This is a genomic window from Roseateles microcysteis (assembly GCF_036880965.1).
Taxonomy (GTDB): Bacteria; Pseudomonadota; Gammaproteobacteria; order Burkholderiales; family Burkholderiaceae_C; genus JAUASW01.
In genome coordinates this window covers 676,514-700,515 of the sequence record NZ_JBAJMV010000002.1, presented here as the reverse complement: position 1 = coordinate 700,515, position 24,002 = coordinate 676,514, and the positions used below count along the sequence as shown (strand labels likewise).

The 24,002-nt window shown below is 66.0% G+C and carries 24 protein-coding genes; 14 read left to right on the top strand and 10 right to left on the bottom strand.

What is annotated here, in order from left to right:
* The first annotated feature begins 18 nt into the window (after positions 1-18).
* The 4 genes from trmD to V3596_RS08130 all read left to right on the top strand — a co-directional run bounded on the left by trmD (position 19) and on the right by V3596_RS08130 (position 3,175).
* A complete protein-coding gene (gene trmD, locus V3596_RS08145) occupies positions 19-813 on the top strand; it encodes a tRNA (guanosine(37)-N1)-methyltransferase TrmD (RefSeq protein WP_334277371.1) in 795 nt (264 codons plus the stop codon).
* 159 nt (positions 814-972) lie between these two features.
* Complete coding sequence (rplS, locus tag V3596_RS08140) at positions 973-1,326, top strand: 50S ribosomal protein L19 (protein WP_282825760.1); 354 nt, start codon at positions 973-975, stop codon at positions 1,324-1,326.
* Between the two features lie 121 nt (positions 1,327-1,447).
* On the top strand, positions 1,448-2,143 hold the full coding sequence (locus V3596_RS08135; RefSeq protein WP_334277176.1) for a CoA pyrophosphatase: 696 nt from the start codon (positions 1,448-1,450) through the stop codon (positions 2,141-2,143).
* Between the two features lie 42 nt (positions 2,144-2,185).
* Positions 2,186-3,175, top strand: coding sequence for a CobD/CbiB family protein (locus V3596_RS08130; RefSeq protein WP_334277175.1), 990 nt, complete (start codon positions 2,186-2,188; stop codon positions 3,173-3,175).
* Positions 3,176-3,392: 217 nt separating this feature from the next.
* Here V3596_RS08130 and V3596_RS08125 read toward each other — a convergent pair whose 3' ends face one another.
* A complete protein-coding gene (locus tag V3596_RS08125) occupies positions 3,393-3,869 on the bottom strand; it encodes a protein-tyrosine phosphatase family protein (RefSeq protein WP_334277174.1) in 477 nt (158 codons plus the stop codon).
* Between the two features lie 11 nt (positions 3,870-3,880).
* The gene (locus V3596_RS08120; RefSeq protein ID WP_334277173.1) at positions 3,881-4,597 is read right to left on the bottom strand and encodes a creatininase family protein; all 717 of its coding nucleotides are present in this window, start codon (positions 4,595-4,597) and stop codon (positions 3,881-3,883) included.
* 143 nt (positions 4,598-4,740) lie between these two features.
* Between V3596_RS08120 and V3596_RS08115 the strand changes: the two genes are divergently transcribed.
* The 5 genes from V3596_RS08115 to V3596_RS08095 all read left to right on the top strand — a co-directional run bounded on the left by V3596_RS08115 (position 4,741) and on the right by V3596_RS08095 (position 9,938).
* The gene (locus V3596_RS08115; protein ID WP_334277172.1) at positions 4,741-5,694 is read left to right on the top strand and encodes a questin oxidase family protein; all 954 of its coding nucleotides are present in this window, start codon (positions 4,741-4,743) and stop codon (positions 5,692-5,694) included.
* Complete coding sequence (locus V3596_RS08110; protein ID WP_334277171.1) at positions 5,691-6,929, top strand: MFS transporter; 1,239 nt, start codon at positions 5,691-5,693, stop codon at positions 6,927-6,929. Before V3596_RS08115 ends, V3596_RS08110 begins: the two co-directional genes overlap by 4 nt.
* Entirely contained in the window at positions 6,926-7,546 is a 621-nt protein-coding gene (locus tag V3596_RS08105; RefSeq protein ID WP_334277170.1) for a helix-turn-helix transcriptional regulator, read from the top strand. Before V3596_RS08110 ends, V3596_RS08105 begins: the two co-directional genes overlap by 4 nt.
* A 60-nt stretch (positions 7,547-7,606) precedes the next feature.
* Positions 7,607-9,364 carry a DUF885 domain-containing protein gene (locus V3596_RS08100; RefSeq protein WP_334277169.1) on the top strand — a complete coding sequence of 586 codons (1,758 nt, stop codon included), beginning with the start codon at positions 7,607-7,609 and terminating at the stop codon, positions 9,362-9,364.
* Positions 9,365-9,461: 97 nt separating this feature from the next.
* Positions 9,462-9,938: a hypothetical protein gene (locus V3596_RS08095; RefSeq protein WP_334277168.1), complete on the top strand. Its 477-nt coding sequence runs from the start codon at positions 9,462-9,464 to the stop codon at positions 9,936-9,938.
* 4 nt (positions 9,939-9,942) lie between these two features.
* Here V3596_RS08095 and V3596_RS08090 read toward each other — a convergent pair whose 3' ends face one another.
* The 5 genes from V3596_RS08090 to V3596_RS08070 form a co-directional block, all read right to left on the bottom strand.
* Complete coding sequence (locus V3596_RS08090) at positions 9,943-11,208, bottom strand: Zn-dependent hydrolase (protein WP_334277167.1); 1,266 nt, start codon at positions 11,206-11,208, stop codon at positions 9,943-9,945.
* An 11-nt stretch (positions 11,209-11,219) separates the two neighbouring features.
* Entirely contained in the window at positions 11,220-12,674 is a 1,455-nt protein-coding gene (gene hydA / locus V3596_RS08085) for a dihydropyrimidinase (RefSeq protein WP_334277166.1), read from the bottom strand.
* 20 nt (positions 12,675-12,694) lie between these two features.
* Positions 12,695-14,110 (bottom strand): NCS1 family nucleobase:cation symporter-1, encoded by a 1,416-nt coding sequence (locus V3596_RS08080; protein WP_334277165.1) that lies wholly within the window; start codon positions 14,108-14,110, stop codon positions 12,695-12,697.
* Positions 14,111-14,195: 85 nt separating this feature from the next.
* Complete coding sequence (gene preA / locus V3596_RS08075) at positions 14,196-15,500, bottom strand: NAD-dependent dihydropyrimidine dehydrogenase subunit PreA (RefSeq protein ID WP_334277164.1); 1,305 nt, start codon at positions 15,498-15,500, stop codon at positions 14,196-14,198.
* Between the two features lie 2 nt (positions 15,501-15,502).
* Complete coding sequence (locus V3596_RS08070; RefSeq protein WP_334277163.1) at positions 15,503-16,837, bottom strand: NAD(P)-dependent oxidoreductase; 1,335 nt, start codon at positions 16,835-16,837, stop codon at positions 15,503-15,505.
* 162 nt (positions 16,838-16,999) lie between these two features.
* Here V3596_RS08070 and V3596_RS08065 point away from each other — a divergent pair, with 162 nt between their 5' ends.
* Positions 17,000-17,647: a TetR family transcriptional regulator C-terminal domain-containing protein gene (locus V3596_RS08065; RefSeq protein ID WP_334277162.1), complete on the top strand. Its 648-nt coding sequence runs from the start codon at positions 17,000-17,002 to the stop codon at positions 17,645-17,647.
* Between the two features lie 97 nt (positions 17,648-17,744).
* Here V3596_RS08065 and V3596_RS08060 read toward each other — a convergent pair whose 3' ends face one another.
* Genes V3596_RS08060 through V3596_RS08050 form a run of 3 tightly spaced genes read right to left on the bottom strand, consistent with a single transcriptional unit; the run spans position 17,745 to position 20,429 of the window.
* Positions 17,745-18,452: a LytR/AlgR family response regulator transcription factor gene (locus V3596_RS08060; protein ID WP_334277161.1), complete on the bottom strand. Its 708-nt coding sequence runs from the start codon at positions 18,450-18,452 to the stop codon at positions 17,745-17,747.
* The gene (locus V3596_RS08055; protein WP_334277160.1) at positions 18,449-19,507 is read right to left on the bottom strand and encodes a sensor histidine kinase; all 1,059 of its coding nucleotides are present in this window, start codon (positions 19,505-19,507) and stop codon (positions 18,449-18,451) included. The genes V3596_RS08060 and V3596_RS08055 overlap by 4 nt, the downstream gene beginning before the upstream one ends.
* Positions 19,488-20,429, bottom strand: coding sequence for a TraB/GumN family protein (locus V3596_RS08050; protein WP_334277159.1), 942 nt, complete (start codon positions 20,427-20,429; stop codon positions 19,488-19,490). The genes V3596_RS08055 and V3596_RS08050 overlap by 20 nt, the downstream gene beginning before the upstream one ends.
* Before the next feature lie 142 nt (positions 20,430-20,571).
* Between V3596_RS08050 and V3596_RS08045 the strand changes: the two genes are divergently transcribed.
* From V3596_RS08045 to V3596_RS08030, 4 genes are all read left to right on the top strand, one after another.
* The gene (locus V3596_RS08045) at positions 20,572-21,078 is read left to right on the top strand and encodes a YbaK/EbsC family protein (RefSeq protein WP_334277158.1); all 507 of its coding nucleotides are present in this window, start codon (positions 20,572-20,574) and stop codon (positions 21,076-21,078) included.
* A complete protein-coding gene (locus V3596_RS08040; RefSeq protein WP_416383966.1) occupies positions 21,078-21,317 on the top strand; it encodes a DUF1289 domain-containing protein in 240 nt (79 codons plus the stop codon). The genes V3596_RS08045 and V3596_RS08040 overlap by 1 nt, the downstream gene beginning before the upstream one ends.
* On the top strand, positions 21,314-21,961 hold the full coding sequence (locus V3596_RS08035) for a 2-hydroxychromene-2-carboxylate isomerase (RefSeq protein ID WP_334277156.1): 648 nt from the start codon (positions 21,314-21,316) through the stop codon (positions 21,959-21,961). Before V3596_RS08040 ends, V3596_RS08035 begins: the two co-directional genes overlap by 4 nt.
* Before the next feature lie 200 nt (positions 21,962-22,161).
* A complete protein-coding gene (locus V3596_RS08030) occupies positions 22,162-23,874 on the top strand; it encodes an MFS transporter (protein WP_334277155.1) in 1,713 nt (570 codons plus the stop codon).
* Positions 23,875-24,002 lie beyond the last annotated feature (128 nt).

The window sequence follows — 24,002 nt, the reverse complement described above, 5'->3', positions numbered from 1 at the left end:
GCTGCCGGCGAGTTCGCGATGCGCTTCGACTGCATCACCCTTTTTCCCGAACTGTTTGCGCCGCACCTGAGCAGCGGCGTGACCCGGCGTGCCTTCGAGAGCGGCCAGGTGAACGTCAGGCTCTGGCAGTTGCGCGACTTCGCCGAGGACAACTACCGCCGCGTGGACGACCGCCCCTTTGGCGGAGGGCCCGGCATGGTGATGCTGGTCGAGCCGCTAGAGCGTGCGCTGGCCGCTGTGAAGGCCGCGCGTGCAGCCGCTGCCGTGGATGCGGGTGCGCCGGCCATTATCCATTTCAGCCCCACCGGCCGTCGCATCGACCAGGCCCTGGTGCAGGAGCTGGCGGCGGGGCAGGGCGGCGTGCTGCTGTGTGGCCGTTACGAAGGCATCGACCAGCGCTTTCTCGACCGTCACGTGACGCTGGAGCTGAGCCTGGGTGACTTCATACTCTCTGGCGGCGAGCTGGCTGCTCTGGCCTTGCTGGACGCGATGGCCCGGCTGCAGCCCGGTGTCCTGAACGACGCGGCATCGCACCAGCAGGACAGCTTTTCAGAGGGGCTGCTTGATTGCCCGCATTACAGCCGCCCCGAAGTGCTGACCGGCTTGCCGGATCAAGCGGGAGACCTGCCGGTGCCGCCGGTGCTGATGTCCGGGCATCATGCCAATATTGCCCGCTGGCGCCGCGAGCGCTCGCTGGAACGCACGCTGGCCCTGCGCCCGGACCTGATCGCTGAAGCCCGGGCGGCGGGGCGCTTGAGCCGCAGCGACGAAGCGTTCTTGCGCAGCCTGATTCAGCCCTCAGGCAAGGCCTGAAGGTCGCGCTGAATTTTGTGGCTATAATGGTCGGCTTTTCGATCCTCTGCTGGGCCTAGTGCCGGTCGTCTTTCAAGCCGACCAGCCCCTTTGCAGGCAAGCTGCCATCAGGTTGATGGTCAGAGCCGCGGCGCCAACAAGATCCCATGGAGAAACACAATGGACTTGATCCAAACCCTTGAGCAAGAAGAAATTGCTCGCCTGAACAAGACCATCCCGGCATTCGCTCCTGGCGACACCGTGATCGTCAGCGTCAACGTCGTTGAAGGCACCCGCAAGCGCGTGCAGGCCTACGAAGGCGTCGTGATTGCCAAGCGCAACCGCGGCCTGAACAGCAGCTTCATCGTCCGCAAGATCTCGAGCGGCGAAGGCGTCGAGCGTACGTTCCAGCTGTACAGCCCGCTGATCTCGACGATCGAAGTCAAGCGTCGTGGCGATGTCCGCCGCGCCAAGCTGTACTACCTGCGTCAGCGTTCGGGCAAGTCGGCTCGTATCAAGGAGAAACTGGCCTAAGCCTGTTTTCGCCGAAGTTAATGGTTCCGAGGGAACCGTTAACGCAGGCAGAAGCTGGCTACATTACCAGCAAGCAAAGCCGCCTCCGGGCGGCTTTGTCGTTTGCGCTCTATGCTCTCGCATGGTCCGACCTGCCATCCTCCATCCGCAAGCCGTGCCGGTCACGGCGGTGGATGCCCATCTGCCTGCCGTCGCGCCGGAATCGCTGACAGTCGCTGCCTTGCGCGCGCGCTTTGCCGTGCCGCCGGATTGGCAGGTCGAGATCCCTGGCGATGGTGGCGTCTTCGCGAACCGGCCACCGGCCGCGGCCTCTGTGCTGGTGCCGCTGGTCATGCATGAACAGGGCGTTCAGCTGCTGCTGACCCGCCGCACCGACCATCTGCGTGACCATGCGGGCCAGATCAGCTTTCCCGGTGGCCGCGTCGAGCCTGAAGACGACGACGCCGTTGCCACGGCCCTGCGCGAGACCGAAGAGGAAATCGGCCTGGCGCGCAGCCATATCGAGGTGATCGGCAGACTGCCGATCTACACGACGGTGACCGGCTTCCATGTCACGCCGGTCGTGGCGCTGGTGCAGCCCGATATCGAACTGCGGCTCGACGAGTTCGAGGTGGCCGAGGCCTTCGAAGTGCCGCTCGCCTTCCTGATGGATCCTGCCAACCATCGCCGGCATCGCTTCGAGTTCGAGGGCGGCGAGCGCAGCTTCCTGTCGATGCCCTGGACCAGCCTGGATGCGGTTGGCCAGCCGCGCGAGTACTTCATCTGGGGTGCCACGGCCGCGATGCTGCGCAACTTCTATCGCTTCCTTTGTGCTTGATCCCTGCCGGATGAAAGCGGGGCGCCGCTATCATCGTCGCCCATGAACTTCTTCGCGGTCCTGTTTGCGCTCCTGGTCGAGCAGCTGAAGCCTTTGCCCCACGGCAACAAGGTCCATGATGGCGTGATTGCCTGGGTGCGCTGGACCGGCCGCAACTTCGATGCCGGCCGCGAACACCATGCTGCGGTCGTCTGGACCATCACGGCCGTAGGCCCGGCGCTGCTGGCTGCCGCCATCCATATCGCGATCCGCCAGTTCAGCGACATGCTGGCCCTGGCCTTCACCGTGCTGATGCTCTACCTGACGTTGGGCTTCCGCCAGTTCAGCCATTACTTCACCGACATCCGCGATGCCCTGGAGCGTGGCGACGAGCTGGAAGCGCGCCGCCTCTTGTCCGCCTGGCGCCACCTGGATGCGAGCGAGCTGCCTCGCACCGAGCTCCTGCGCCACGTGGTCGAGCATTCGCTGCTGGCTGCGCATCGCCATGTCTTCGGCGTGTTCTTCTGGTTCGTCGTGCTGTCGACCCTGTGGCTGGGTCCGGCGGGCGCCGTGCTGTATCGCATGGCCGAATTCGCCAGCCGCTACTGGGCATTCAAGAGTCGGACCACCGACGCACCGACCAACGAGCGCCTGATGCGCCTGTCGCGCCAGCTGTTCGGCTTGATCGACTACATACCGGCGCGCCTGACCGCCACGGGCTTTGCCATCGTCGGGAATTTCGAAGAGGCGGTGAATGCCTGGCGGCGCGACGCCAGCCTGTGGATGCATGCCAATGAAGGGATCATCCTCGCGTCAGCCGCTGGCGCCCTTGGTGTGCAGCTGGGTGGCCGTGCGGCACCGGGCGTGACGCCGGACCGCAGCAAGACCTTCGAATCCGGCAGCGATGCCGATGCCACGGGCGCCGCCGGTTCAACCCAGGGCGCACCGCTACAGCTGGGGCACCTGCAAAGCGTGGTGGGCCTGGTCTGGCGGTCGGTGGTCTTGTGGATGCTCCTGCTGGCCTTGTTGACGCTGGCCAATCTCGTGGGCTGAGCTTCTCCGCCGAGCCGGCCAGGCAAGACCGTACCCCAGCTCCGGAATTGGCTTCGCCCGCAGATTGGGGCGCACGAATGCCATCGCCGATTCCCCATCGACCGCAAATGGCCAGCTCAGCATTCTGAGCGGCATCAGCTCTATTCGCTGGCCACGCCCAATGGCGCCAACGTATCGATCCTGCTCGAGGCGCTCGGCCTGCGCATCCCGAGCTGATTCAGAACTGCTCGATCCAGCCCGATTGCAGGGCCGACTGCGGGTTCGATCCGGCTTGTCGCACCGCGGCCATTGCTGCGTCAACCGGCTGACCGTGCGCCTTCAAGATGCAGGCCGCCACGGTGCCGGTGCGGCCGATGCCGGCCGCGCAATGCAGCAGGACGCGCTCGCCCAGCACGAGGCTGTGTGCGATCTGATCCACGCCCTGGCGGAACGCCGCAGGGTCGGCGCCGAGGCCGAAATCGCGCATCGGCAGATGCTGCCAGCGAAAAGGCAGCCGGCCTTCCGCAATCGCCTTGTGATAGGCCGGCGACAGCTGCGCCACCTCATCGAGCGGGTTCAGGCAGACCACCAGGTTCAGGCTGTGCGCCCGCGCCTCGTCGAGGAATGATCCCCAGGGCTCGAGGCGGCCTGGCATCGACTGCAGCCAGAGCTTGCCGGGCAAGTGGGCGGGTAGGGTGACAGCGCGGAAAGCCATGGCTCAATTCTCTATCGCTTCGGCGTCAGCCAAGGACCCTGGATTGCCTCGCGCGTCTCCTGCACAGCAATGCTCCACAACTCATCGATGACTTGGTCGTCGAGCTGGTAGTGGCCGCCGTAGCAGCCGTCACCCAGGTACTCGCGCTTGGCCTGCGGGTCGAGAAGAGCCATGTGGCCGTAGTCCACCAAAGGCTTGGGCGCCGAGGGCAGGGCAACGCCGGGCAGGCGCGTCAGCGCAAAATTCTCCATCCAGGATGCATGCGAGGCCTGCGGGTCGTGCTTGCGCACAAAGTCCAGTGTGCGCGGTGCGGCCCACCAGTTGTGCCAACGCAATTGCAGCTGCGGCAATTGCGATTGCAGCTCCGCTGCGATGCCTGCCGCCGGGCTGTTGCCGCCATGTCCATTGACGATCAGCACGCGCTTGAAGCCATGGTGATGAAGCGATGTGACCAGGTCTCGCAGCACTGCCAGCAAGGTTTCAAGCCGCAGCGTCAGCGTGCCCGGATAGGCCATATAGGTCGGCGTGTAGCCATAGGGCTGTGCGGGGAATACCGGCGCCTTGAGCGGCTCGGCGGCTGCGGCGGCCACCGCCTCCGAGAGGAGCGCATCCACTGCCAGCGAGAGGTAGGCATGCTGCTCGATGCTGCCCAAGGGCAGCACGGCCAGGTCACCGCCTTCTTGCAGATGGCGTTCGATCATCATCCAGTTGCAGTCGCGCACGCGCATGCTTGCCTCCTCCTTTGACCGCATTGTGACCCGCCGATGGGCCTGCCAATGTGCCTGTCGAGCCCATGGTTTATAAACGATGCGTTTATAAATTGACGGGCATGCGGCATGATCCCGCCATTGCAAAGAACGGGGCCCGAGCCATGATCACGCCGCTGGGGCAGCCACTGAAGCTGCCAGTGTCGCTGCCTGAAAACGCCATGCTGCAGGCGGCGCTGAGCGAGGCGCTGCGCCATGGCCCGAACTATGGTGTCGGCGGCCGGAGCCTGAGCAGCCACCTGCCGATGGTGCTGGTGGCGCTGGCCCGCCTGGATGCTCCGGCCGAATCGTTGCGAGCGCATCTCGTGCATTGGGCGGCGCGCTTGCCGCCGGCCGGGCCGGTGCCGAAGCTTGTCCTTGAGCAGGCCTTGCCCAGCTTGCTCCTGGCGCCGGAATCGGCGGCCTTCCATGGTTCGATCCGCCTGGCCTATGCGCTGGAGTCTGGTCATGCCGGCGAGCAAGCCGCGGCGCTGGCAGCCTGGGCCGGCACGCGCTTTTCGCTCGGCCCGGCATTGCCTGCCACGCAAGGCAGCGCCAGCCTGCGCACGACGCTGGATGCAGTCCGTGCGGACCCTGCCATGGCATTGAATCTGCCGGCCGGGCCCTCCACCATCACCGACGACATGAAAGCCGCTGTGGCCTTGCCCCGCGTCGACGACTATCTGCCCATGCCCAGATTGAGCATTGACGAACTGGCCGAAGCGTCGCTGGCCGCCTACCTCTCCACCTGCAACTTCACGGCCCTGCATCTGGTGACCGGCCTGCACGCGCTGCGCATCCTGATCTCGCAGGTGGAGGTCGATGAGGGCCAGGTCTTGCGCCATGCCTGGCGAGCCTGGCTGGCGGCCTATGTGTCGATCGGCCGGCCTGCACTGGCCTGGGCCGCAGTTCATGCGGGGCAAGCGAGCGAAGGCGACTGGGCGGCTCAGCTGCCCGCGCTTCATGCCAGCCTGAACGACCATCGCATCAAGCTTGCTGACAGCGCCCGCGAGGAGTGGCGGCTGCGCGGCTGGCCCGGCTATGCGCTGTGCCTGCAAGCGCAGGGAGCGGCGCGATGAGCGCCGTGCAGGCAACTTCGGCGCCCATCCGCCATCCGCGCCTGGTGCTGGCCGCCGTTTGTGCGCTGGCCTTGATGAGTACGCTGGGTGTGGCCTTGCCCTATCCGATCCTGGCGCCGATCTTCGTGGGCGGGCCGGTCGACAACTTCACCCACTTCGCCGGCCTCGATCCCAAGCTCCTGATGGGCCTGGCGCTGGCGGCCAATCCGCTGGGCATTCTTGTCGGCAGCCTTTTCGTCGGCCCGCTGTCGGATCGCTATGGCCGCCGCGCGGTGCTGAGCGTCACGCTCTCGGCCACTTTGGTGGGGTACCTGCTCACGGCAATGGCACTGGACCAGCGCTGGTACCTGCTGTTCGTGCTGGCCCGCTTCGGCACTGGCCTGACCGAGGGCAACGTGGCGGTGGCGCGCGCCCTGGTGGCCGACATGCATGAGCAGGTTGACCGCACGCAATCCTTCGCCTGGCTCAATGCCTGCCTCTACATGGGCTGGTTGCTGGGGCCCCTGGTGGGCGGCCTGACGCTGCGCTTCGGCGACGCCGTGCCCTTTGTGCTGGCCAGCCTGGCCATGCTGCCCTGCCTGGTCATCCTGGGCCTGGCCGTTCCAGGTGCACAGCGGCGCGCCGGTCCCTTGAAGCTGCTCCAGGCCATGCGCGAGAAGCAGGCGCTCGGGCTCCTGAAGCAGGACAAGGTGCTGGCTGCCTTCTTCGCGCTGCAGCTCAGCTACAGCATGGGTATCAATGCGCTCTATGAATTCGCGCCGCTGTGGATGTTCGAGAACCTGGGTCTGGGCAGCGCCGGCATCGGCTGGGCCACGGCGGCGCAATGCGCAGCCATGACCAGTGCCAGCATCCTTGCCGGCAGGTTGCCGCGCAGCCGGCGGCCCCTGCGTCGTGCCGGCTTGCTGGCGGTCATTGCCGCAAGCGGGCTCACCGCATTGGCCTTGCTGCCGGGCTGGTTCGGGCTGGCTGCCATCGTCGGTCTGGGTGTGCCACTGGCTCTCTACAACGCGGTCTTGCCCGCCTGGATGTCGGAGCGATTTGCCGCGCATGGCCAGGGCCGGGTGATGGGCCTGCTGTCGACGATCTTTTGCCTGGCCAATGTGCTGGTGGCCTTGGCCGGCGGCCTGATCGCGCTCCTGTCGGTCCGCTGGATCATGGGTCTCGGCGGTGTGATGTGCCTGCTGGCAGCGACACTGCTCCTGCGCCTGGCCAAACGCGAGGACGGCAGCCCATGAAGCAGACCGGCGAGCAGTTGCTCTTTCAACTGAAGAGTCGCGGGCCGCAGAGCGCGGCGACGCTGGCGGCCGCCTGTGCGATCACGCCGATGGGTGCGCACAAGCAGCTGCAGGCGCTGCAGGAGCAGGGACTGGTCGATGCCGAAGACCAGGTTCAGGGCCCGGGCCGACCCAAGCGCATCTGGCGGCTCAGCGCTGCCGGCCATGGCCGCTTCCCGGATCGCCATGGCGAGCTGGCGGTGCAGCTGATACGTCAGACGGCAGCCGTCCTGGGCGAGCAGGCCCTCGACCGTTTGATCACGGCCCGCGAGCAGGAGATGCTGGCGGCCTACGCCGGGCGCCTGCAAGGTGCGCGCAGCCTGCAGGCGCGGGTGCAGCGCCTGGCAGAGTTGCGTGCCGAGGAGGGCTACCTCGCTCGCGTCGAGAAAGCGGGCAAGGCCTGGCTCTTGATCGAAGACCATTGCCCGATCTGCGCCGCTGCGAGCGCCTGCCAGGGCTTCTGCCGCTCCGAGTTGTCACTGTTCACGCAGTTGCTCGGCGAGGGCGTCAGGGTCGAGCGCAGCGAACATCTGCTGGCGGGCGCCAGGCGCTGCGCGTACCGGATCTCCCCGGCTTGAACGGGGGCCCAGCGGGCCTATCATCGCCGCGCGCCTTGTCGCGCGAAGCCGAGACCGCCCATGTTGCTACGCCCATTGAAGATGGCCCTTGGACTGCTGAGCCTGAGCCTGCTCACACCCCTCCATGCCGCCACGCCCACCGAGAAACTCCACGCCCTGTTCCAGCAGAGCTGGGATGAGGACCTGGCGCGCAGCCCGCTGTCGGCGACCTACTACGGCGAGCACCGCTACGACGCACTCCTGCCCGACCTGAGCATCAGGGGCACAGACGCGGACCTGCAGCGCAGCCGTCAGCGACTGGCTGCCTTGCGTGCCATACCGAAAGCCAAGCTGCCGCCGGTCGAGCAATTGAATCACCAGCTTTTTGAATACGAGCTGCAGGAGGAAATCGACGCTGCGCCGTTCAAGCTCTACCTCGAAGCCATCGGCCCGCGCGGTGGGGTGCAGACGGCTGGTGAATGGTCGGAGTCCATGCCGTTCGAGAAGCTCGAGCACTACCGCAACTGGCTGTCGCGTCTGCGCGCCTTGCCGCTCTTCGTCAGGCAGACGCAGGCCTTGCTGCAGCAGGGCATGGCTGAGCGGCGCGTGCCGCCGCGCATCCTGATGACGCGGGTGCAAAGCCAGTTGCGCAGCCTGCTGGTGGACAAGCCGGAAGACAGCAGCTTCTACAAGCGTTTCATCACCATCGCGCCGGCAATCCCGGCCGAGCAGGCGCAAGCGCTGCGTGCCGAGGCACGCACGCTGATCCAGGAGCAGTTGCTGCCGGCCTATCGCAGCTTCGAAGCCTTCTTCAGCCAGCAATACCTGCCTGCTTGCCGCGAGACCGTCGGTGCCTGGGACTGGCCGGACGGCGCAGCGCTCTACGCGAACCGGGCGCGGCACTACACAACGACCACGATGACGCCGGAGCAGATCCATGAGGTGGGACTGCGCGAAGTGGCGCGCATCGAAGGCGAGATGGACAAGCTGATCCAGGAGATCGGCTACAAGGGCACTCGCGCTGAATTCTTCAACTGGCTGCGCACCGACCCGCAGCATTTCTTCACCGACCCGCAGAAGCTCTATGAAGCCTATGTGCTGGCCGCCAAGAGGATCGAGCCCGAACTTCCCAAGTTGTTCGGCAAGCTCTACCGAACGCCGTTTGGTGTGCGGGCGATCCCGGACATCACGGCGCCGCACACCTACACCGCCTACTACAACCCGCCTTCGCTGGACGGGCGCCGCGCCGGCTACTACTCGGTCAATCTGTACCGGCCCGAGGTGAGGCCGAAGTGGGAGATCGAGGTGCTCACTGTGCATGAATCCGTGCCGGGCCATCATCTCCAGACAGCCCTGGCGCAGGAACTGGGCGAACTGCCGCAGTTCCGGCGCAGCGCGGGCTACACGCCCTTCGTGGAAGGCTGGGCCTTGTACTCGGAGCGCTTGGGCTACGAGATCGGCCTCTACAAGGACCCGTATTCGCGTTTCGGTCAGCTCAGCTACGACATGTGGCGCGCCGTGCGCCTGGTGGTGGACACGGGCATCCATGTCCAGCGCTGGAGCCGCCAACAGGCCATCGACTACTTCATGGCCAAGGCGCCCAAGGCCGAGGCCGACATCATCAACGAGGTCGATCGCTACATCTCCTGGCCCGGGCAGGCCCTGGGCTACAAGATCGGCCAGCTGAAGATCCTCGAACTGCGGGCGATGGCCGAGCAGCAGCTGGGCGCACGGTTCGACCTGCGTGCTTTTCATGACCATCTGCTCGGCGCCGGTGCCTTGCCTCTGGACCTGCTCGAGCGCAGGATGAAGGCCTGGCTTGCATCGCAGATGAAGTAGGACCAGGCTGCGAAGGCACTTGGAGACGTATCAATTGGTGAACGCGTCGACGGCGGCCGGCCCGGCGCGTTACAAAGTGGTCCTAGGAGTCCTTCACATGAAACGCATCATTCTTTCCACGCTTCTGGCCCTTGGCGCCGCCTCTTCGATGGCGGCCGATGTGGGTGTCTCCATCAGCATCGGGCAACCCGGCTTCTATGGCCGGATCGACATCGGCAACATGACGCCGCGCTACTACAACGTCGAGCCGATGATCATCGAGCGTGTCGCGGTGCGCCCGGCGCCTGTCTACCTGCGTGTGCCGCACGGCCACCAGAAGGACTGGCGCAAGCATTGCCGACACTACAACGCGTGCGGCGTGCCGGTCTATTTCGTGCGGGACGACTGGTACGAGCGCGAGTACGTGCCGCGCTACCGCGACCATTACGACCGCGATGCCCGCCGCTGGCGCGATGACGATCGACGCGATGACAGGCGCGACGAGCGCCGGGACGACCGTCGCGATGGTCGCCGGGACGATGATCGTGGCCACGGCAAAGGTCATGGCAAAGGCCATGACAAGGGCCGCGACTGAGCGATCAGTCGCTGGCGACGCCGGCCCGCTCCAGCATCGCGTGCAGCAAGACATTGCAGCCCGCGGTGATGTGCTCGGGCTTGGCGTCCTCGATCTCGTTGTGGCTGATGCCGTCCTTGCAGGGGATGAAGATCATGCCCGCAGGCGCCAGGCGCGCCATGTAGACGGCGTCGTGCCCGGCGCCTGACACCGCCGGCATGTTGGAGTAGCCCAGTGCGGCCGCGGCCTTGCCAACGGCCGCAACGCAATCTGCATGGAAGGGTGCTGCAGGGTAGTGCGACACCAGTTCGATGCTGATCGGCAGGCCGCTCGCAGCGCTTGCATCGGCCACGGCCTTGCGGATGTCCGCGTCCATCTTTTCGACGAGATCATCCGTGGCATTGCGCAGGTCGATGCTGAACTTGACCCGGCCCGGAATCACGTTGCGGCTGTTGGGATGCACCTGCACCATGCCCACCGTGCCGCGGCCATGCGGCGGATAGCGGTGGGCAATGGCCACCACTTCCTGCATGAGCCTTGTCGCCACTTGCAGCGCGTCCTTGCGCAGCGCCATCGGCGTCGGGCCGGCGTGGGCCTCCATGCCGGTCACCACGCAGTCGTACCACTTGATGCCCAGCACGCCGGTCACCACGCCGATGGTGACGTCGTGGTCTTCCAGCACCGGGCCCTGTTCAATGTGGGTCTCGAAATAGCTGCCGATGGGATGGTCGCCGGGTTCCTCGTCGCCGATGTAGCCGATGCGCTCCAGTTCCCCTTTGACTGTCTTGCCCTCGGTGTCAGTCGCGGCGTAGGCGTGCTCCAGCGTGAAGGCCTTGGCGAACACACCTGAGCCCATCATCACAGGCACGAAGCGCGAGCCTTCCTCGTTGGTCCAGAAGGCCACCTCGATGGGCGCCTCGGTCTCGATGCCGAGGTCGTTGAGCGTGCGCACCACCTCGATGCCGGCCAGCACGCCGTAGTTGCCGTCGAACTTGCCGCCGGTGGGCTGGGTGTCGATGTGGCTGCCGGTCATCACCGGGGGCAGGGCGTTGTTGCGCCCCGGGCGGCGCATGAAGCCGTTGCCGATCTTGTCGATGGTGATGCTCATGCCGGCCTCGCGGGCCCAGCCGAGCACCAGGTCGCGGCCTTGCTTGTCGAGGTCGGTCAGTGTCAGGCGGCAGACGCCGCCCTTCTGCGTGGCTCCGATCTTCGCAAGCTCCATCAGCGAGTCCCAGAGGCGTTCGCCATTGATGCGGATGTCTTGCAAGGCGGGCTTGGTCTTCATGTCCATGATTGCTCTCCTCAGCGAGCGACTGCGCTAGGTGCCAGGTCTTGCGAGCGGGCCTTGGCGGCGGCGAAATTCGGGCCGAAGGCCGGGCGCTTGATGTAGCGGCCCGCGCCTTGCACGGCACGCAAATCACCGTTGGCATAGACCAGCTTGCCTTGCGAAATCGTGTGGCTGGCGATGCCGCGCACGGTGCGGCCCTCGAAGATGTTGAAGTCGTTTTTCGAGTGATGCGTCTTGGCCGAAATCGTCTTCGTCCCTTGCGGATCCCAGAGCACCAGGTCGGCGTCCGAGCCTTCGGCGATCAGGCCCTTGCGCGGATAGAAGTTGAACAGCCTGGCGCAGTTGGCCGAGGTGATGGCAACGAACTCGGAAGGCGTGAGACGGCCGCTGTTCACGCCGGCATCCCAGATCACGGCCATGCGTTCCTCGACGCCGCCGCAACCGTTCGGGATCTTGGCGAAGTTGTCGATGCCGGCGGCCTTCTGCGAGGCGCAGAAGGTGCAATGGTCCGTTGCCGTTGTGTGCAACTGGCCGCTCTGCAGGCCGCGCCACAGGAACTCCTGATGGATCTTGGGCCGGAAGGGCGGGCTCATCACATAGGCCGCCGCGGTGGCGAAATCAGGATGGCGATAGACGCTGTCGTCGATCAGCAAGTGACCGGCCAGTACTTCGCCGTAGACGCGCTGCCCACGAGCCCGCGCCCGCGCAATCGCCTCGGCCGCCTCGATGCAGCTCACGTGCACGATATAGATCGGCACGCCCAGGACATCGGCAATCGCAATCGCGCGGTTGGCCGCCTCGCCCTCGACCATCGGCGGGCGCGAGAGCGGATGGCCCTCCGGCCCGGTGATGCCCATCTTGGCGACTTCCGCCTGCAGCAAATACACGAGCTCACCGTTCTCCGCATGCACCGTGGGCATGGCGCCCAGTTCGAGCGAGCGCTTGAAGCTGTTCACCAGCGTCTCGTCGTCGCACATGATGGCGTTCTTGTAGGCCATGAAGTGCTTAAAGCTGTTGATGCCTTCCTGGTGCACCAGGCGGCCCATGTCGGCATGCACGCTTTCGCTCCACCAGGTCACGGCGACGTGAAAGCCGTAGTCGGCGGCTGATTTCTCGGCCCAGCCGCGCCATTGCTGGTAGGCGTCCATCAGTGGTTGCTGCGGGTTGGGGATCACGAAGTCGATGATGGACGTGGTGCCGCCGGCCAGGCCCGCTGCGGTGCCGCTGAAAAAGTCGTCCTGCGTCACCGTGCCCATGAAGGGCAGTTGCATATGGGTGTGCGGGTCGATGCCACCGGGCAGGAGGTACTGGCCCGTGCCATCGAGCGTTTCGCAGCCGGCCGGTGCCTCGGCCAGGGCGCGCGTGCCCAGGGCCGCGACCTTGCCGCCCACGCACAGCACATCGGCGGCGAATTCGCGGTCGGCGTTGACGACGGTGCCGCCGCGTATCAGCAAGGCATTTGCGGTCATGGTTGTACTCCGGTGAGCCTTCAGCGTTTCTTCGCCGTCAGGTAATAGTAGGCGCCCGCCACGGCCAGGCTGAAGAACCAGCCGAAGTCGAAGAGGGCCAGCAGCAGCGGCGGCACGGCGGCCTTGTTGATCAGGCCGGACACCGCCAGATAGCCCGGTAGGCAGGGCAGCACGCCCAGGCCGAAGGCGATCAGCGCGTGCACATTCCAGCCGCCCTGGTACTCGTAGTCGCCGCCGCGGCGGTAGAGGTCGTCGAGCTTCAGTTCGGTCTTGCGCACCAGGTAGTAGTCGGCCAGCAGGATGCCGGCGATGGCGCCCAGCAGCGTGCCGTAGCCACCCAGCCAGGTGAACAGGTAGCCGCCCGAGGTGGCCAGCAGCTTCCAGGGCATGAACAGCAGGCCGATCAGGGCCGCGATGAGACCGCCCATGCGGAAGCTGATCCGGTTCGGCGCGAGCTGGCTGAAGTCGTAGGAGGGCGAGACCAGATTGGCCGCCACATTGGTGGTCAGGTTGGCCAGCAGGATCACCACCAGACCGATACCGGCGGCCACCGGCCCCATCTGCGTCAGCAGGCCGTCGGGGAACAGCTGGGCACGGCCGTAGAGGATCTGCGAGACCGAGAAGCCGATCACGCCGACCAGCGAGAACAGCGCCATCGGCAGCGGCAGGCCGATGGCCTGGCCGATCACCTGCTCGCGCTGGCTCTTGGCGAAGCGGGTGAAGTCGGGGATGTTGAGCGCCAGCGTGGCCCAGAAGCCCACGAGGCCGGTCAGCGCCGCCCAGGTCTTGGGCCCGCCCTCGACCACCTTGGCCGGCAGGCTGAAGATCTGCGCCGGCGATACGTTCATCAAGGCCCACGCCACCAGGGCCAGCGAGGCCGCGATCATCAGCGGCGCGGCGATCACCTCGAGCAGGCGCACTGATTCCAGGCCCTTCCAGATGAAGCCGATGTGCACAGCCCAGAACAGCAGGAAGCAGACCAGCTGCGACGTCGAGATCGTCTCGCCGGCCGAAGGCGTGGCCAGCCCCATGCCCAGCGTGTTGCAAAGGCCGTGCAGGGCCAGTGCGCCGAAATAGCAGTTGATCGAGAACCAGCCGCAGGCCACCAGACCGCGCAGCACGGCCGGCAGGTTGGCGCCCTTGACGCCGAAGGACGCACGGGTCAGCACCGGAAAGGGGATGCCATGCTTGGCGCCGGCGCGGCCGATCAGCAGCATGGGCACCAGCACGATGCAGTTGGCCGCGAACACCAGCCAGATCGCGCGCTGCCAGCTGAAGCCCTGGTCCAGCATCGAGCTTGCCATGGTGTAGGTGGGCACGCAGATCACCATGCCGACCCACAGTGCGGCAAAGTCCTTCCAGCCCCAGTGGCGCTGGGCGGCGGTGGTGGGCAGCAGGTCGGCGTTGGACAGGTCCTTGTCCGCGTTCTGGATCATCCGGTCGCTCCTCGGTTGAGATGGCTCTGGCGTCGCAATCTTTGTGCCTGCGCGCACAGCGCGCCATGCGGACTTGCCCGCTCGCTCAGGCGGTGCTGCGCATCGGGTTGTTCGGATGCGTCGTCCAGTTGGCGTACTCGCCGCTCACCGGCTTGCCGGTGCGCAGGTCCATCTCCCCGGGTGCGAGCTTTCGCATCGTGATCGTGTCCGGCACCGGACAGATCGAGACGCAGAGGTTGCAGCCCACGCACTCGGCCTCGTTGATCTCGAAATGGCGTTGGCCGTCTTTCACGGCAAAGATGGCCTGGTGCGAGGTGTCTTCGCAAACCACATGGCAGCGGCCGCACTGGATGCAGCTGTCCTGGTTGATCACCGCCTTCTCGGTGTGGTTGAGGTTCAGCTGGTTCCAGTTCTTCACCGTGGGCACGGCCAGACCGCGCATCTCGTCGATGCTCTTGTAGCCCTTCTCATCCATGAAGTTGGAGAGGCCCGAGCACATGTCCTGCACGATCTTGAAGCCATAGACCATCGCGGCGGTGCACACCTGCACCGTGCCGCAGCCCAGCGCGATGAACTCGGCCGCATCGCGCCAGGTGGTGATGCCGCCGATGCCGGAGATGGGTAAGCCGGCCGTGGCTGCATCGCGCGCAATCTCGGCCACCATGTTCTGCGCGATGGGCTTTACCGCCGGGCCGCAATAGCCGCCGTGCGAGCCCCAGCCATCGGTGCTGGGGTTCATGATCATGCGGTCCAGATCCACGCCGATGATGGAGTTGATGGTGTTGATCAGCGACACCGCATCGGCGCCACCCGCCTTGGCCGCACGCGCGGGCATGCGCACATCGGTGATGTTGGGTGTCAGCTTCACGATCACCGGCAGGCGGGTGTACTGCTTGCACCAGGCCGTGACCATCTGGATGTACTCGGGCACCTGACCCACGGCCGAGCCCATGCCGCGTTCGCTCATGCCATGTGGGCAGCCGAAGTTCAGCTCGATGCCGTCGGCACCGGTGTCTTCAACCAGCGGCAGGATGTTCTTCCAGCTCTCTTCATTGCAGGGCACCATCAGCGAGACGATCATGGCCCGGTCCGGCCAGGCGCGCTTCACGCGCTTGATCTCCTCAAGGTTGGTGCGCAAGGGGCGGTCGGTGATCAGCTCGATGTTGTTCAAGCCAATCACGCGGCGGTCCTGGCTCATCAGCGTCGTGTAGCGCGGGCCCGATACGTTGACCACCGGCGGGTCTTCGCCCAGCGTCTTCCAGACCACGCCGCCCCAGCCTGCCTCGAAGGCGCGGGTCACGTTGATCTCCTTGTCGGTCGGCGGGGCCGAGGCCAGCCAGAACGGGTTGGGGCTCTTGATGCCCAGGAACTTGCTGCTGATGTCGGCCATGTTCAGCTCCTCAGTGCGGCATCGATGGAAATTGCGGCCTGCTTGCCGTGCTCGACGGCTTCGACCGTCAGGTCGCGCCCGCCGAAACGGCAGTCGCCGCCGGCCCACACCTTGGGGTGATTCGTGCGGCCGGCATCGTCGGTGGCGATGCGGCCGTTCTTCAGGGCGATGTCGGGCACGTCGGCGGGTTCGAAACTCTGGCCGATCGCCTTCAGGACCATGTCGGCTTCGAGCACGAATTCCTCGCCGGTCTCGACAAGCTTGCCTGCGCGCGCCTCGGTCACGGCAAAACGCACGCCGGTGACGCGGCCGCCGCTGGCGATGATCTCCTTGGGTGCGGCCCAGGTGCGCAGGGTCACGCCGTTCTTGCGGGCCCAGTCCTGCTCGTAGCCCGAGGCGCTCAGCGACTCTTCACCACGGCGGTAGACCATGGTGACCTCACGGGCGCCGAGCAGGCGGCTCTGCACCGAGGCATCGACGGCCGTCATGCCGCCGCCGATCACCACCACCTTGCGGCCAACAGCGACTGTGGCCGGATCGGACTGGCGGAGCTCGGCGATGAAGTCCACCGCATTGGCCAGGCCCTTGACCGAGGGCTCGTCCACGCCCAGCGAGTTGACGCCTGATAGACCCAGGCCCAGGAAGACCGCGTCATGGCTTTGCGTGAGCTGGGACAGCGTGGTGTCGCGTCCGAGCACGGTCTCGTGCCGAACCTCGATGCTGCCGATGGACAGCAGCCACTCGACCTCCTTCTGCGCGAAGTCGCCCGTGGTCTTGTAGGTGGCGAGGCCGTATTCGTTCAGGCCGCCGAGCTTTGGGTTGGCATCGATCAGCGTGACGTCGTGGCCGCGCCGTGCGAGGCCATGCGCTGCGGCGAGGCCGGCCGGACCGGCGCCAACGACGGCGATCTTCTTGCCGGTGGCGGCGGCGCGAGTGAAGAGCGGCGCGCCGCCTTTGGCGAAGAAGGCGTCGGTCGCATAGCGCTGCAGGAGGCCTATCTCGACTGGCTTGCTCTCGTTGGTGTTGCGCACGCAGCCTTGCTCGCACAGCACCTCCGTCGGGCAGACCCGCGCGCACATGCCGCCCAGCGGATTCGCTTCGAGGATGACCTGCGCAGCGCCGCGCGTGTTGTCCTGCGCGATGCGCTGGATGAAGCTCGGGATGTCGATGCCGGTCGGACAGGCGGTGGTGCAGGGCGCATCGAAGCAGTAGTAGCAGCGCTCGGCCTCGATCAGCGCCTGGGTGCGGTTCAGCGGCGGGTGGGCATCGCAGAAGTTCTGCGCGTACTGCTCGGCGTTCAGGCGCGCGGCATGTAGGCCCGGCTGGTTGGGGTCCATGGGGATCTCCTGGCTTGGCATGGCAAGACACGGCGGACTGAGCCGCTGACCGTGAATAATTTACCGACTGGTAAAAAATAACCAGTTGGTAAATTCCCGCATGGCGCGCCGGCGCTCTCATGTTGAGATCAGTGCCTGGACGCAGCCGGGATAATTCCTGCCATGCCATTGACGAACAGGAAGAAGACGGCCAGCGCCGTGCGGCCGCCACGCCAGGCGCGGGTGCGCAAGGAAGCCCAGATTCGCGCCGAGGCCGAACGACAGTTCGCCCAGTACGGTTTCGAAGGCAGCTCGCTGGAGATGATCGCGGCCGGCCTGGGCCTGAGTCGCCACAACCTGCTGTACTACTACCCGAACAAGGAAGGCCTGTACCGCGCCGTGCTGGACGATGTGCTGGCCGAATGGCTGCAGCGCATGGAGGGTCTGGTGGCGGGTACCGACCCCGAGGCGGCGGTGCGCGATTATGTCGCCGCCAAGCTGCGCTTTTCGCGCGAGCGCGTGGCCGGCTCTCAGGTGTTTGCGCGAGAGGTCATGGCCGGTGCGCCGCGCTTTCGCGACGCCATCGAGTCGCGCGTGCTGCCGGCCTTGAATGCCGATGTGCAGACCTTCGAGCGTTGGGCGAAGGAAGGGCGCATCGCCTCGCTGGACTTCCGCCACCTGATGTTCAGCATCTGGGCCAGCACGCAGGCCTATGCGGACCTGGGCGCGCAGTTCGCCATCCTCCTGGGCAAGCCTGCGCTGGAGGCCGAAGACTTCGAGGCCGCCGAGGCGGTGATCCTGAAGCAGGTGCTGTCGGCCTTGTACCGCTAGCGCAAGCAGTACAGCACCTGCGCAGCGCCATGCCAGCTAGCTTGGCGAGCGCTTGGAGGCTCTGGCTGTCGCGCGCTGATGGGCGCCGGCACAGACTTCAGAGCAGGCTGAAGCGGTGCCGCAACATCTGGCTTTGCCGGCGTGACACGCTCACCCGGCGCCCGTCGCTCAGCTCGACCACCAGGCTGCCGTCAGGTGCCTGCAGGCCGACGATTGCGTCCAGCCGCACGATGGCCTGGCGACTGAGCTGCAGCCAGCGCTGAGGATCAAGACGCGGCAACAGGCGGGCGAGGCTGCCTGCGAGCAGGTATTCGCCGTCGGGCGTTTGCAGGCTGAGGTAGTTGTCGCGACTTTCGATCAACGTGATGTCGCCGAGTCGCACCAGCGCCATCCGTTCGCCGCGGCGCAACAGCACCCGATGATCGTCGGGCAGCAGGAGGCTGTGGGGCAGTGCCCGGCGTAGCCGTTCCAGCGCCTCGCCCAGCCGGGCCGGTTCTACCGGTTTGACCAGGTAGTCAAATGCGTTCAGATCGAAGGCCTCGACAGCGAAATCTGAATGAGCCGTACAGAAGATGATGCGTGCCTCGACACCCAGGGCCCGGGCCACGGCCAGGCCGTCCATGCCAGGCATCTGCACGTCCAGCAGCAGGGCGTCGGGTCGCAGCTCGCGCTGCAGGGGCAAGACCTGCTCGCCATGGCTGGCCTCACCGACGATCTCGACCTCCGCATGAGCCGCCAGCAGGCGGCGCAACTCCTGGCGGGCCAGGCGTTCGTCGTCGACGATGAGCAGTCGCAAAGGCGTCATGCGGTGCCTCGCAGTGGCAGCGTCAGTGTGACCCTGAAGCGCTCACCGCCTTCGATGCCGAGGCTGCCGCCGCAGGTCAGTTGCAGGCGCTGGCGCAGGCTGGCCAGGCCGCTGCCGAGGCCTGGCTGGAGTGGAGCGGCGCCTGCGAACGGGTTGCTGACGCTCAATTGCCAATGCTTGGGTGCCAGCAGCGCCGCCTCGATCATCAGCGTGCCCCCGTCCACTCTCGGCGCGATGCCATGCTTGACCGCGTTCTCGGCCAGCGACAGCAGTGCAAAGCGCGGCAAAGGCAGGTCCATGAGGGCTTCCGGCAAGCGCGCCTCGACCTGCAGCCGCTCCTCCAGGCGCAGGCCTTCCAATGCCAGGTAGTGCCGGCTCAGCGCCCAATCCTCGCGCAGCGTGACCAGGCCATCGCCGCCGTCCAGGCTGCTGCGCAGCAGGGCTGACAACGAAGTCAGCATGTCTGCCGCGCGCTGCCGGTCCTCGAAGATCATTGCTCGCACACCGTTCAGTGCATTGAACAGGAAGTGCGGATGCAGCTGGCTCTGCAGCATCTGCAGCTGGGCACGCTCGGCCTGGCGGCGCCAGCGCTCTTGCTGACGCCGCTGCCAGACCAGCAGATAGAACAGGGCGGCGGTCAGGTATTGCAAGCCCGTCAGCACCAGCGAGCCACCGGCGGCGATGGCCATCATCTGTTCTCTGCTGAGGCTCAGCTGGTCTTGCGCAATCGCCAGCTCGCGGCCCTGCAGCAGCACGAGCGCGAACTCCAGGGCTACGTCGCCTGCCGCTGCCGCCGCGATGGCCAGCAGGCGCCGTGGCCAGGTCCAGGTTTCGCGTCGGGCCAGCCTGTCCAGCAGCAGCCACAGCAGGCCAGCGCGTAACAGCGCATGGACGGCCGTGACCAGGTCGCGGCCCGTGCCGTGCGGCGGGGCGTTCAGCAGCCAGCGTTCGATGGCGGCCGAGGCCAGGGCCTGAGCCAGGCACAGCCCCAGCAGCAGTAGGGCCAGGCGCCAGCTGGCCCGGGCCGGGCGGCCTTCAGCCGTCCACTCGTTCAATCTCGAATCCCTCCGCCTTGAGCAGGGCGTCCAGTCCATCGCTGCCGCCCAGGTGTCCGGCACCGACGGCGATGAAGAGGCGACGCCCTTCGCGCAGCAGACCGACCAATTTGTCGCGCCATTGTCGGTGCCTTTGCGTCAGCAGCCGCTCGTGGGTGGCTGGGCTGAAGGCGGTCTCGCTCAGTTGCTGCTGCATGCCGGCCACATCGCCACGCAGCCAGGCCTCGTAGGAGGCGACGCCATCAGCCCCTTGCCGCTCGAGCAATCGGTCCAGCAGGGCGAGCTGGTCGGTGGCGGGCAACTCGCGCAGCAGGCTCATGCTGGCCTCCATGCCCTCCAGCTCCAAGAATGGCTTGTCCTTCAGTGCCTGATGCACCGCATGGAGGCTACCCGTCTCCGGGTTCAAGCCCTGCTGCACAGCCAGCAGCTTGGACAGGGCGCCCAGCGTGAAGAACGCCGGCATCGCATCCAGCTGCTCGCACGGCAGGCGGCGCTCGCTGCAAAGGACCTGGTAGCGGCGGCTGCGCTCCGGGTCGAGGCCGCCCTTGAACGAGGCGCCTTCCTGGCGCATGCCGACAATCAGCCGGGCCGCGGCCAGCTTGTCCGGCGGCATGCGGACCTCGCTGGCCAGGCCCTCGCTGCCGGCGAGCGCGCGCTGCACATAGGCCGGCAGCGTGGTCTCGCCGGGGCGGGCATAGGGCAGGGTGCCAAAAAGCCAGGCGCTACCCCCGCCATTCAGGCGCACGCGCCACAAGGCCGGGCGCGGCATTGCCTGAGCAGCCTCAGCTGCGCGGTTCGATGGCGGTGCGGCGCCGTCTGTGGGGCCGGCCAGGACCTGCTGCGCGGACAGGGCCAGCAGCACCAGGGTCAGCCAGGCCGCGGCCGGTGCCGCCGCTTGCCAGCGGCTTGTGTTTGCTTTCATGGTTTCTCCTCCATGGTGTTGATGAAACGGTGCGGCAGCTTCGGGCATTGCCCCGCTGCCTCGCCAGCGCTTTCGTGGTGAGCGGTCGATACCTTGCGTCGAGCGGCTGACCCTGGTGTCCGCTGCAGCGACAATCGGCCGCATGAATGTCATGGACTATCCCGACGGCTTCCGCCGCGTCAGCCAGGCACTGGAGCAGCGGCAGCACGCCCATCGGCCGCTGTGGCTGGCCGAGGCCGCCCGCACCTCGCAGGAGGCGGCTGACGCCCTGGGCGTTTCCCTGGGCCAGATCGCCAAGTCGGTGGTCTTCAGGCGCAAGGCCGACGAAGCCGCCGTGCTGGTGATCACCTCGGGTGACAAGCGCGTGGACGAGGCCAAGCTGAAGGTCCATACCGGGGCCCTGGGCCGCGCCGATGCGGACTTCGTCAAGGCGCGTACAGGCTTCTCCATTGGCGGTGTGTCGCCGCTCGGTTTTGCACCGGCCGATGGCCAGGCAGCGCCTCAGCTCTTCGTGGACCGCGAGCTGTTCCGCTTCGACATCATCTGGGCCGCCGCTGGCCATCCGAATGGCGTGTTCAAGATGACGCCGGCTGAGCTAGAACAATTGACGGGCGCGCCCGTGATCGACGTGGTCCAGGCGAGCGAATGATGAATCCCTGCCCACCGCCCGTTGCCATCGGCGTTGCCTCGCCTTGCATCAACATCTGCCGCATGCATGGGCCGACCGGCCTGTGTGAGGGCTGTGCCCGCACCATCGACGAGATCGCCGCCTGGTCGCGCATGGAAGATGGAACGAAGCGGGCCGTCTGGGCGCTGCTGCCCGCGCGCCGCGAGCGCTTGATTGACCAAGGCGTGTTCACCGCCGCCACCGACGAGGACATGCCATGAAGACCCTGCGTTTCTATTTCGACCCGATCTCTCCCTACGCCGCACTCGCTTTCGAACAGCTGCCCGAAGCGCTGGCTGATTGCGGCAGCTACGAAGTGGAATACGTGCCCATCCTGTTCGCGGGTCTCCTGATGGCGCACGGCCAGAAAGGCCCGGCCGAGATCGAGAGCAAGCGCCGCTGGACCTTCCGCCAGATTGCATGGCAAGCCCACAAGCTGGGCATCCCCATGCAGACGCCGGCCCAGCATCCCTTCAACCCCTTGCCGCTCTTGCGCCTGGCCTGGGCCTGTGCCGCGCCGGGCAGTACGCCCAACCGTCACCAGGTCGAGACGATCTTTCGCCATGTCTGGCGCGGCGAGGGCGCCAACGCCGTCGATCCGCAGCGCCTGGCAGCGCTGACGCAAGACCTGGCCCCGCGGCAGGACCCGGCCAGCGATGCGATCAAGGTTCAGCTGCGTGAAGCGACCGAAGCGGCCCTCTTGAAGGGCGTGTTCGGCGTGCCGACCATCGAGCTGGATGGTCGCCTGTTCTGGGGCCTCGATTCGCTGGAAATGGTGGCCGGGGCCCTGCGCAGCGATGCCTGGTTCGAAGGCCCGGATTGGGATGCCGCAGGCGCAGAGCGTCCCGGCATCAAACGGCAATGATCTGAGGAAGAAAGGGCGCCTGGGACAAACCCGCGCCCGGCAATATTTCTCACATTGAGAAACAAAATCCTAGGGTTGCTGCGGAGTTTGTCAGCCTGCGTTCAGCCACGCGTCAGAGATCGGTCAGAGCCGGCGCCCATCATCGCGCCGTGGAATCACCGGGCGGTGGTTCTCGCATAAAAGCTTCACCGGAGACAAACATGGCAACTGCATCCGCGGTTTCCACCAACACGCCGATGTCGGCAGAGGAAAAGAAGGTCATCTTCGCTTCCTCGCTGGGCACCGTGTTCGAGTGGTACGACTTCTATCTGTACGGTTCGCTGGCACCGATCATCGCCAAGCAGTTCTTCACGGCTCTGGACCCGCAAGCGGCCTTCATCGCCTCGCTGATGGCTTTCGCTGCCGGCTTCATCGTGCGCCCGTTCGGCGCTCTGGTGTTCGGCCGCCTGGGCGACATGATCGGACGCAAGTACACCTTCCTGGTGACTATCCTGATCATGGGCCTGTCGACCTTCATCGTCGGCTGCCTGCCCAATTACGCGACCATCGGAGCCGCGGCGCCGGTCATCCTGATCGGCTTGCGCATGCTTCAGGGCCTGGCCCTCGGCGGTGAGTACGGCGGTGCAGCCACCTATGTGGCCGAGCATGCGCCGCATGGCAAGCGCGGCGCCTACACCTCGTGGATCCAGACCACGGCGACGCTGGGTCTGTTCCTGTCGCTGATGGTGATTCTGGGCACTCGCGAGTATCTCGGCGCCAATGCCGCGACCTGGGGCAAGGATGCCTTCGAAGCCTGGGGCTGGCGCGTGCCTTTCCTGGTCTCCGTGCTGTTGCTCGGCATCAGCGTGTGGATCCGCCTGTCGATGAACGAGTCACCTGCCTTCAAGAAGATGAAGGCCGAGGGCAAGACCTCCAAGGCGCCGCTGTCCGAGTCTTTCGGCCAGTGGAAGAACCTGAAGATCGTCATCCTCGCGCTGATCGGCCTGACCGCCGGCCAGGCCGTGGTCTGGTACTCGGGTCAGTTCTACGCACTGTTCTTCCTGGCCAATGTGCTGAAGGTGGACGCCTCGACGGCCAACATCCTGGTCGCGGTCTCGCTGATCGTCGGCACGCCGTTCTTCGTGATCTTCGGTACGCTGTCCGACAAGATCGGCCGCAAGCCCATCATCATGGGCGGCCTGCTGCTGGCCATCGTCACGTACTTCCCGATCTTCAAGTCGCTGACCGAAACGGCCAACCCCAAGCTCGCCGCCGCCCAGGCCTCGGCCGAGATTGTTGTGACCGTGGATCCGGCACAGTGCTCGTTCCAGGGCAGCCCGATCTCGCGTGACGTGGACTTCGTCTCGCCTTGCGACATCGCCAAGCGTTCGCTGGCCCAGGCTTCGGCCAGCTACAAGACGGTTGAAGTGGCAGGAGCTCCTGGCACGGTGAAGATCGGCGAAAAGGAAATCGCTGCGCCCACCGCCACGACGATTGCTGGCGGCAACAAGTTCTCGGAAGACAGCGCCAAGGCCATCGCCGCCTTCAAGAAGGAAGTGGGCGAGGCCATGAAGGCCGCCGGCTATCCGGCCAAGGCCGATCCGATCCCGTTCGGCTCCGGTCAGTGGTGGAAGATCGTGGTCCTGCTGAGCATCCTGGTCATCTACGTGACCATGGTCTACGGCCCGATCGCCGCCATGCTGGTGGAACTGTTCCCGACCCGCATCCGCTACACCTCGATGAGCCTGCCGTACCACATCGGCAATGGCTGGTTCGGTGGCCTGATGCCCACGATCGCCTTCGCGATGGTGGCTCAGAACGGCAACATCTATCACGGCCTCTGGTACCCGATCACGATCGCCGCCATCACCCTGGTGATCGGCACGCTGTTCGTCAAGGAAACCAAGGACGTGGATATTTACGCCGGTGACTGAACGGTCATAGGCAAACAGATTTGACGAAGTTTGAGGCGGCCTGCGGGCCGCCTCTTTTTTTGTCCGTCGGCCGGCTAAGTTCTGCGTCAGGCAGACGTCGCACAATCGCGGGTCTGTACCTGTTCATC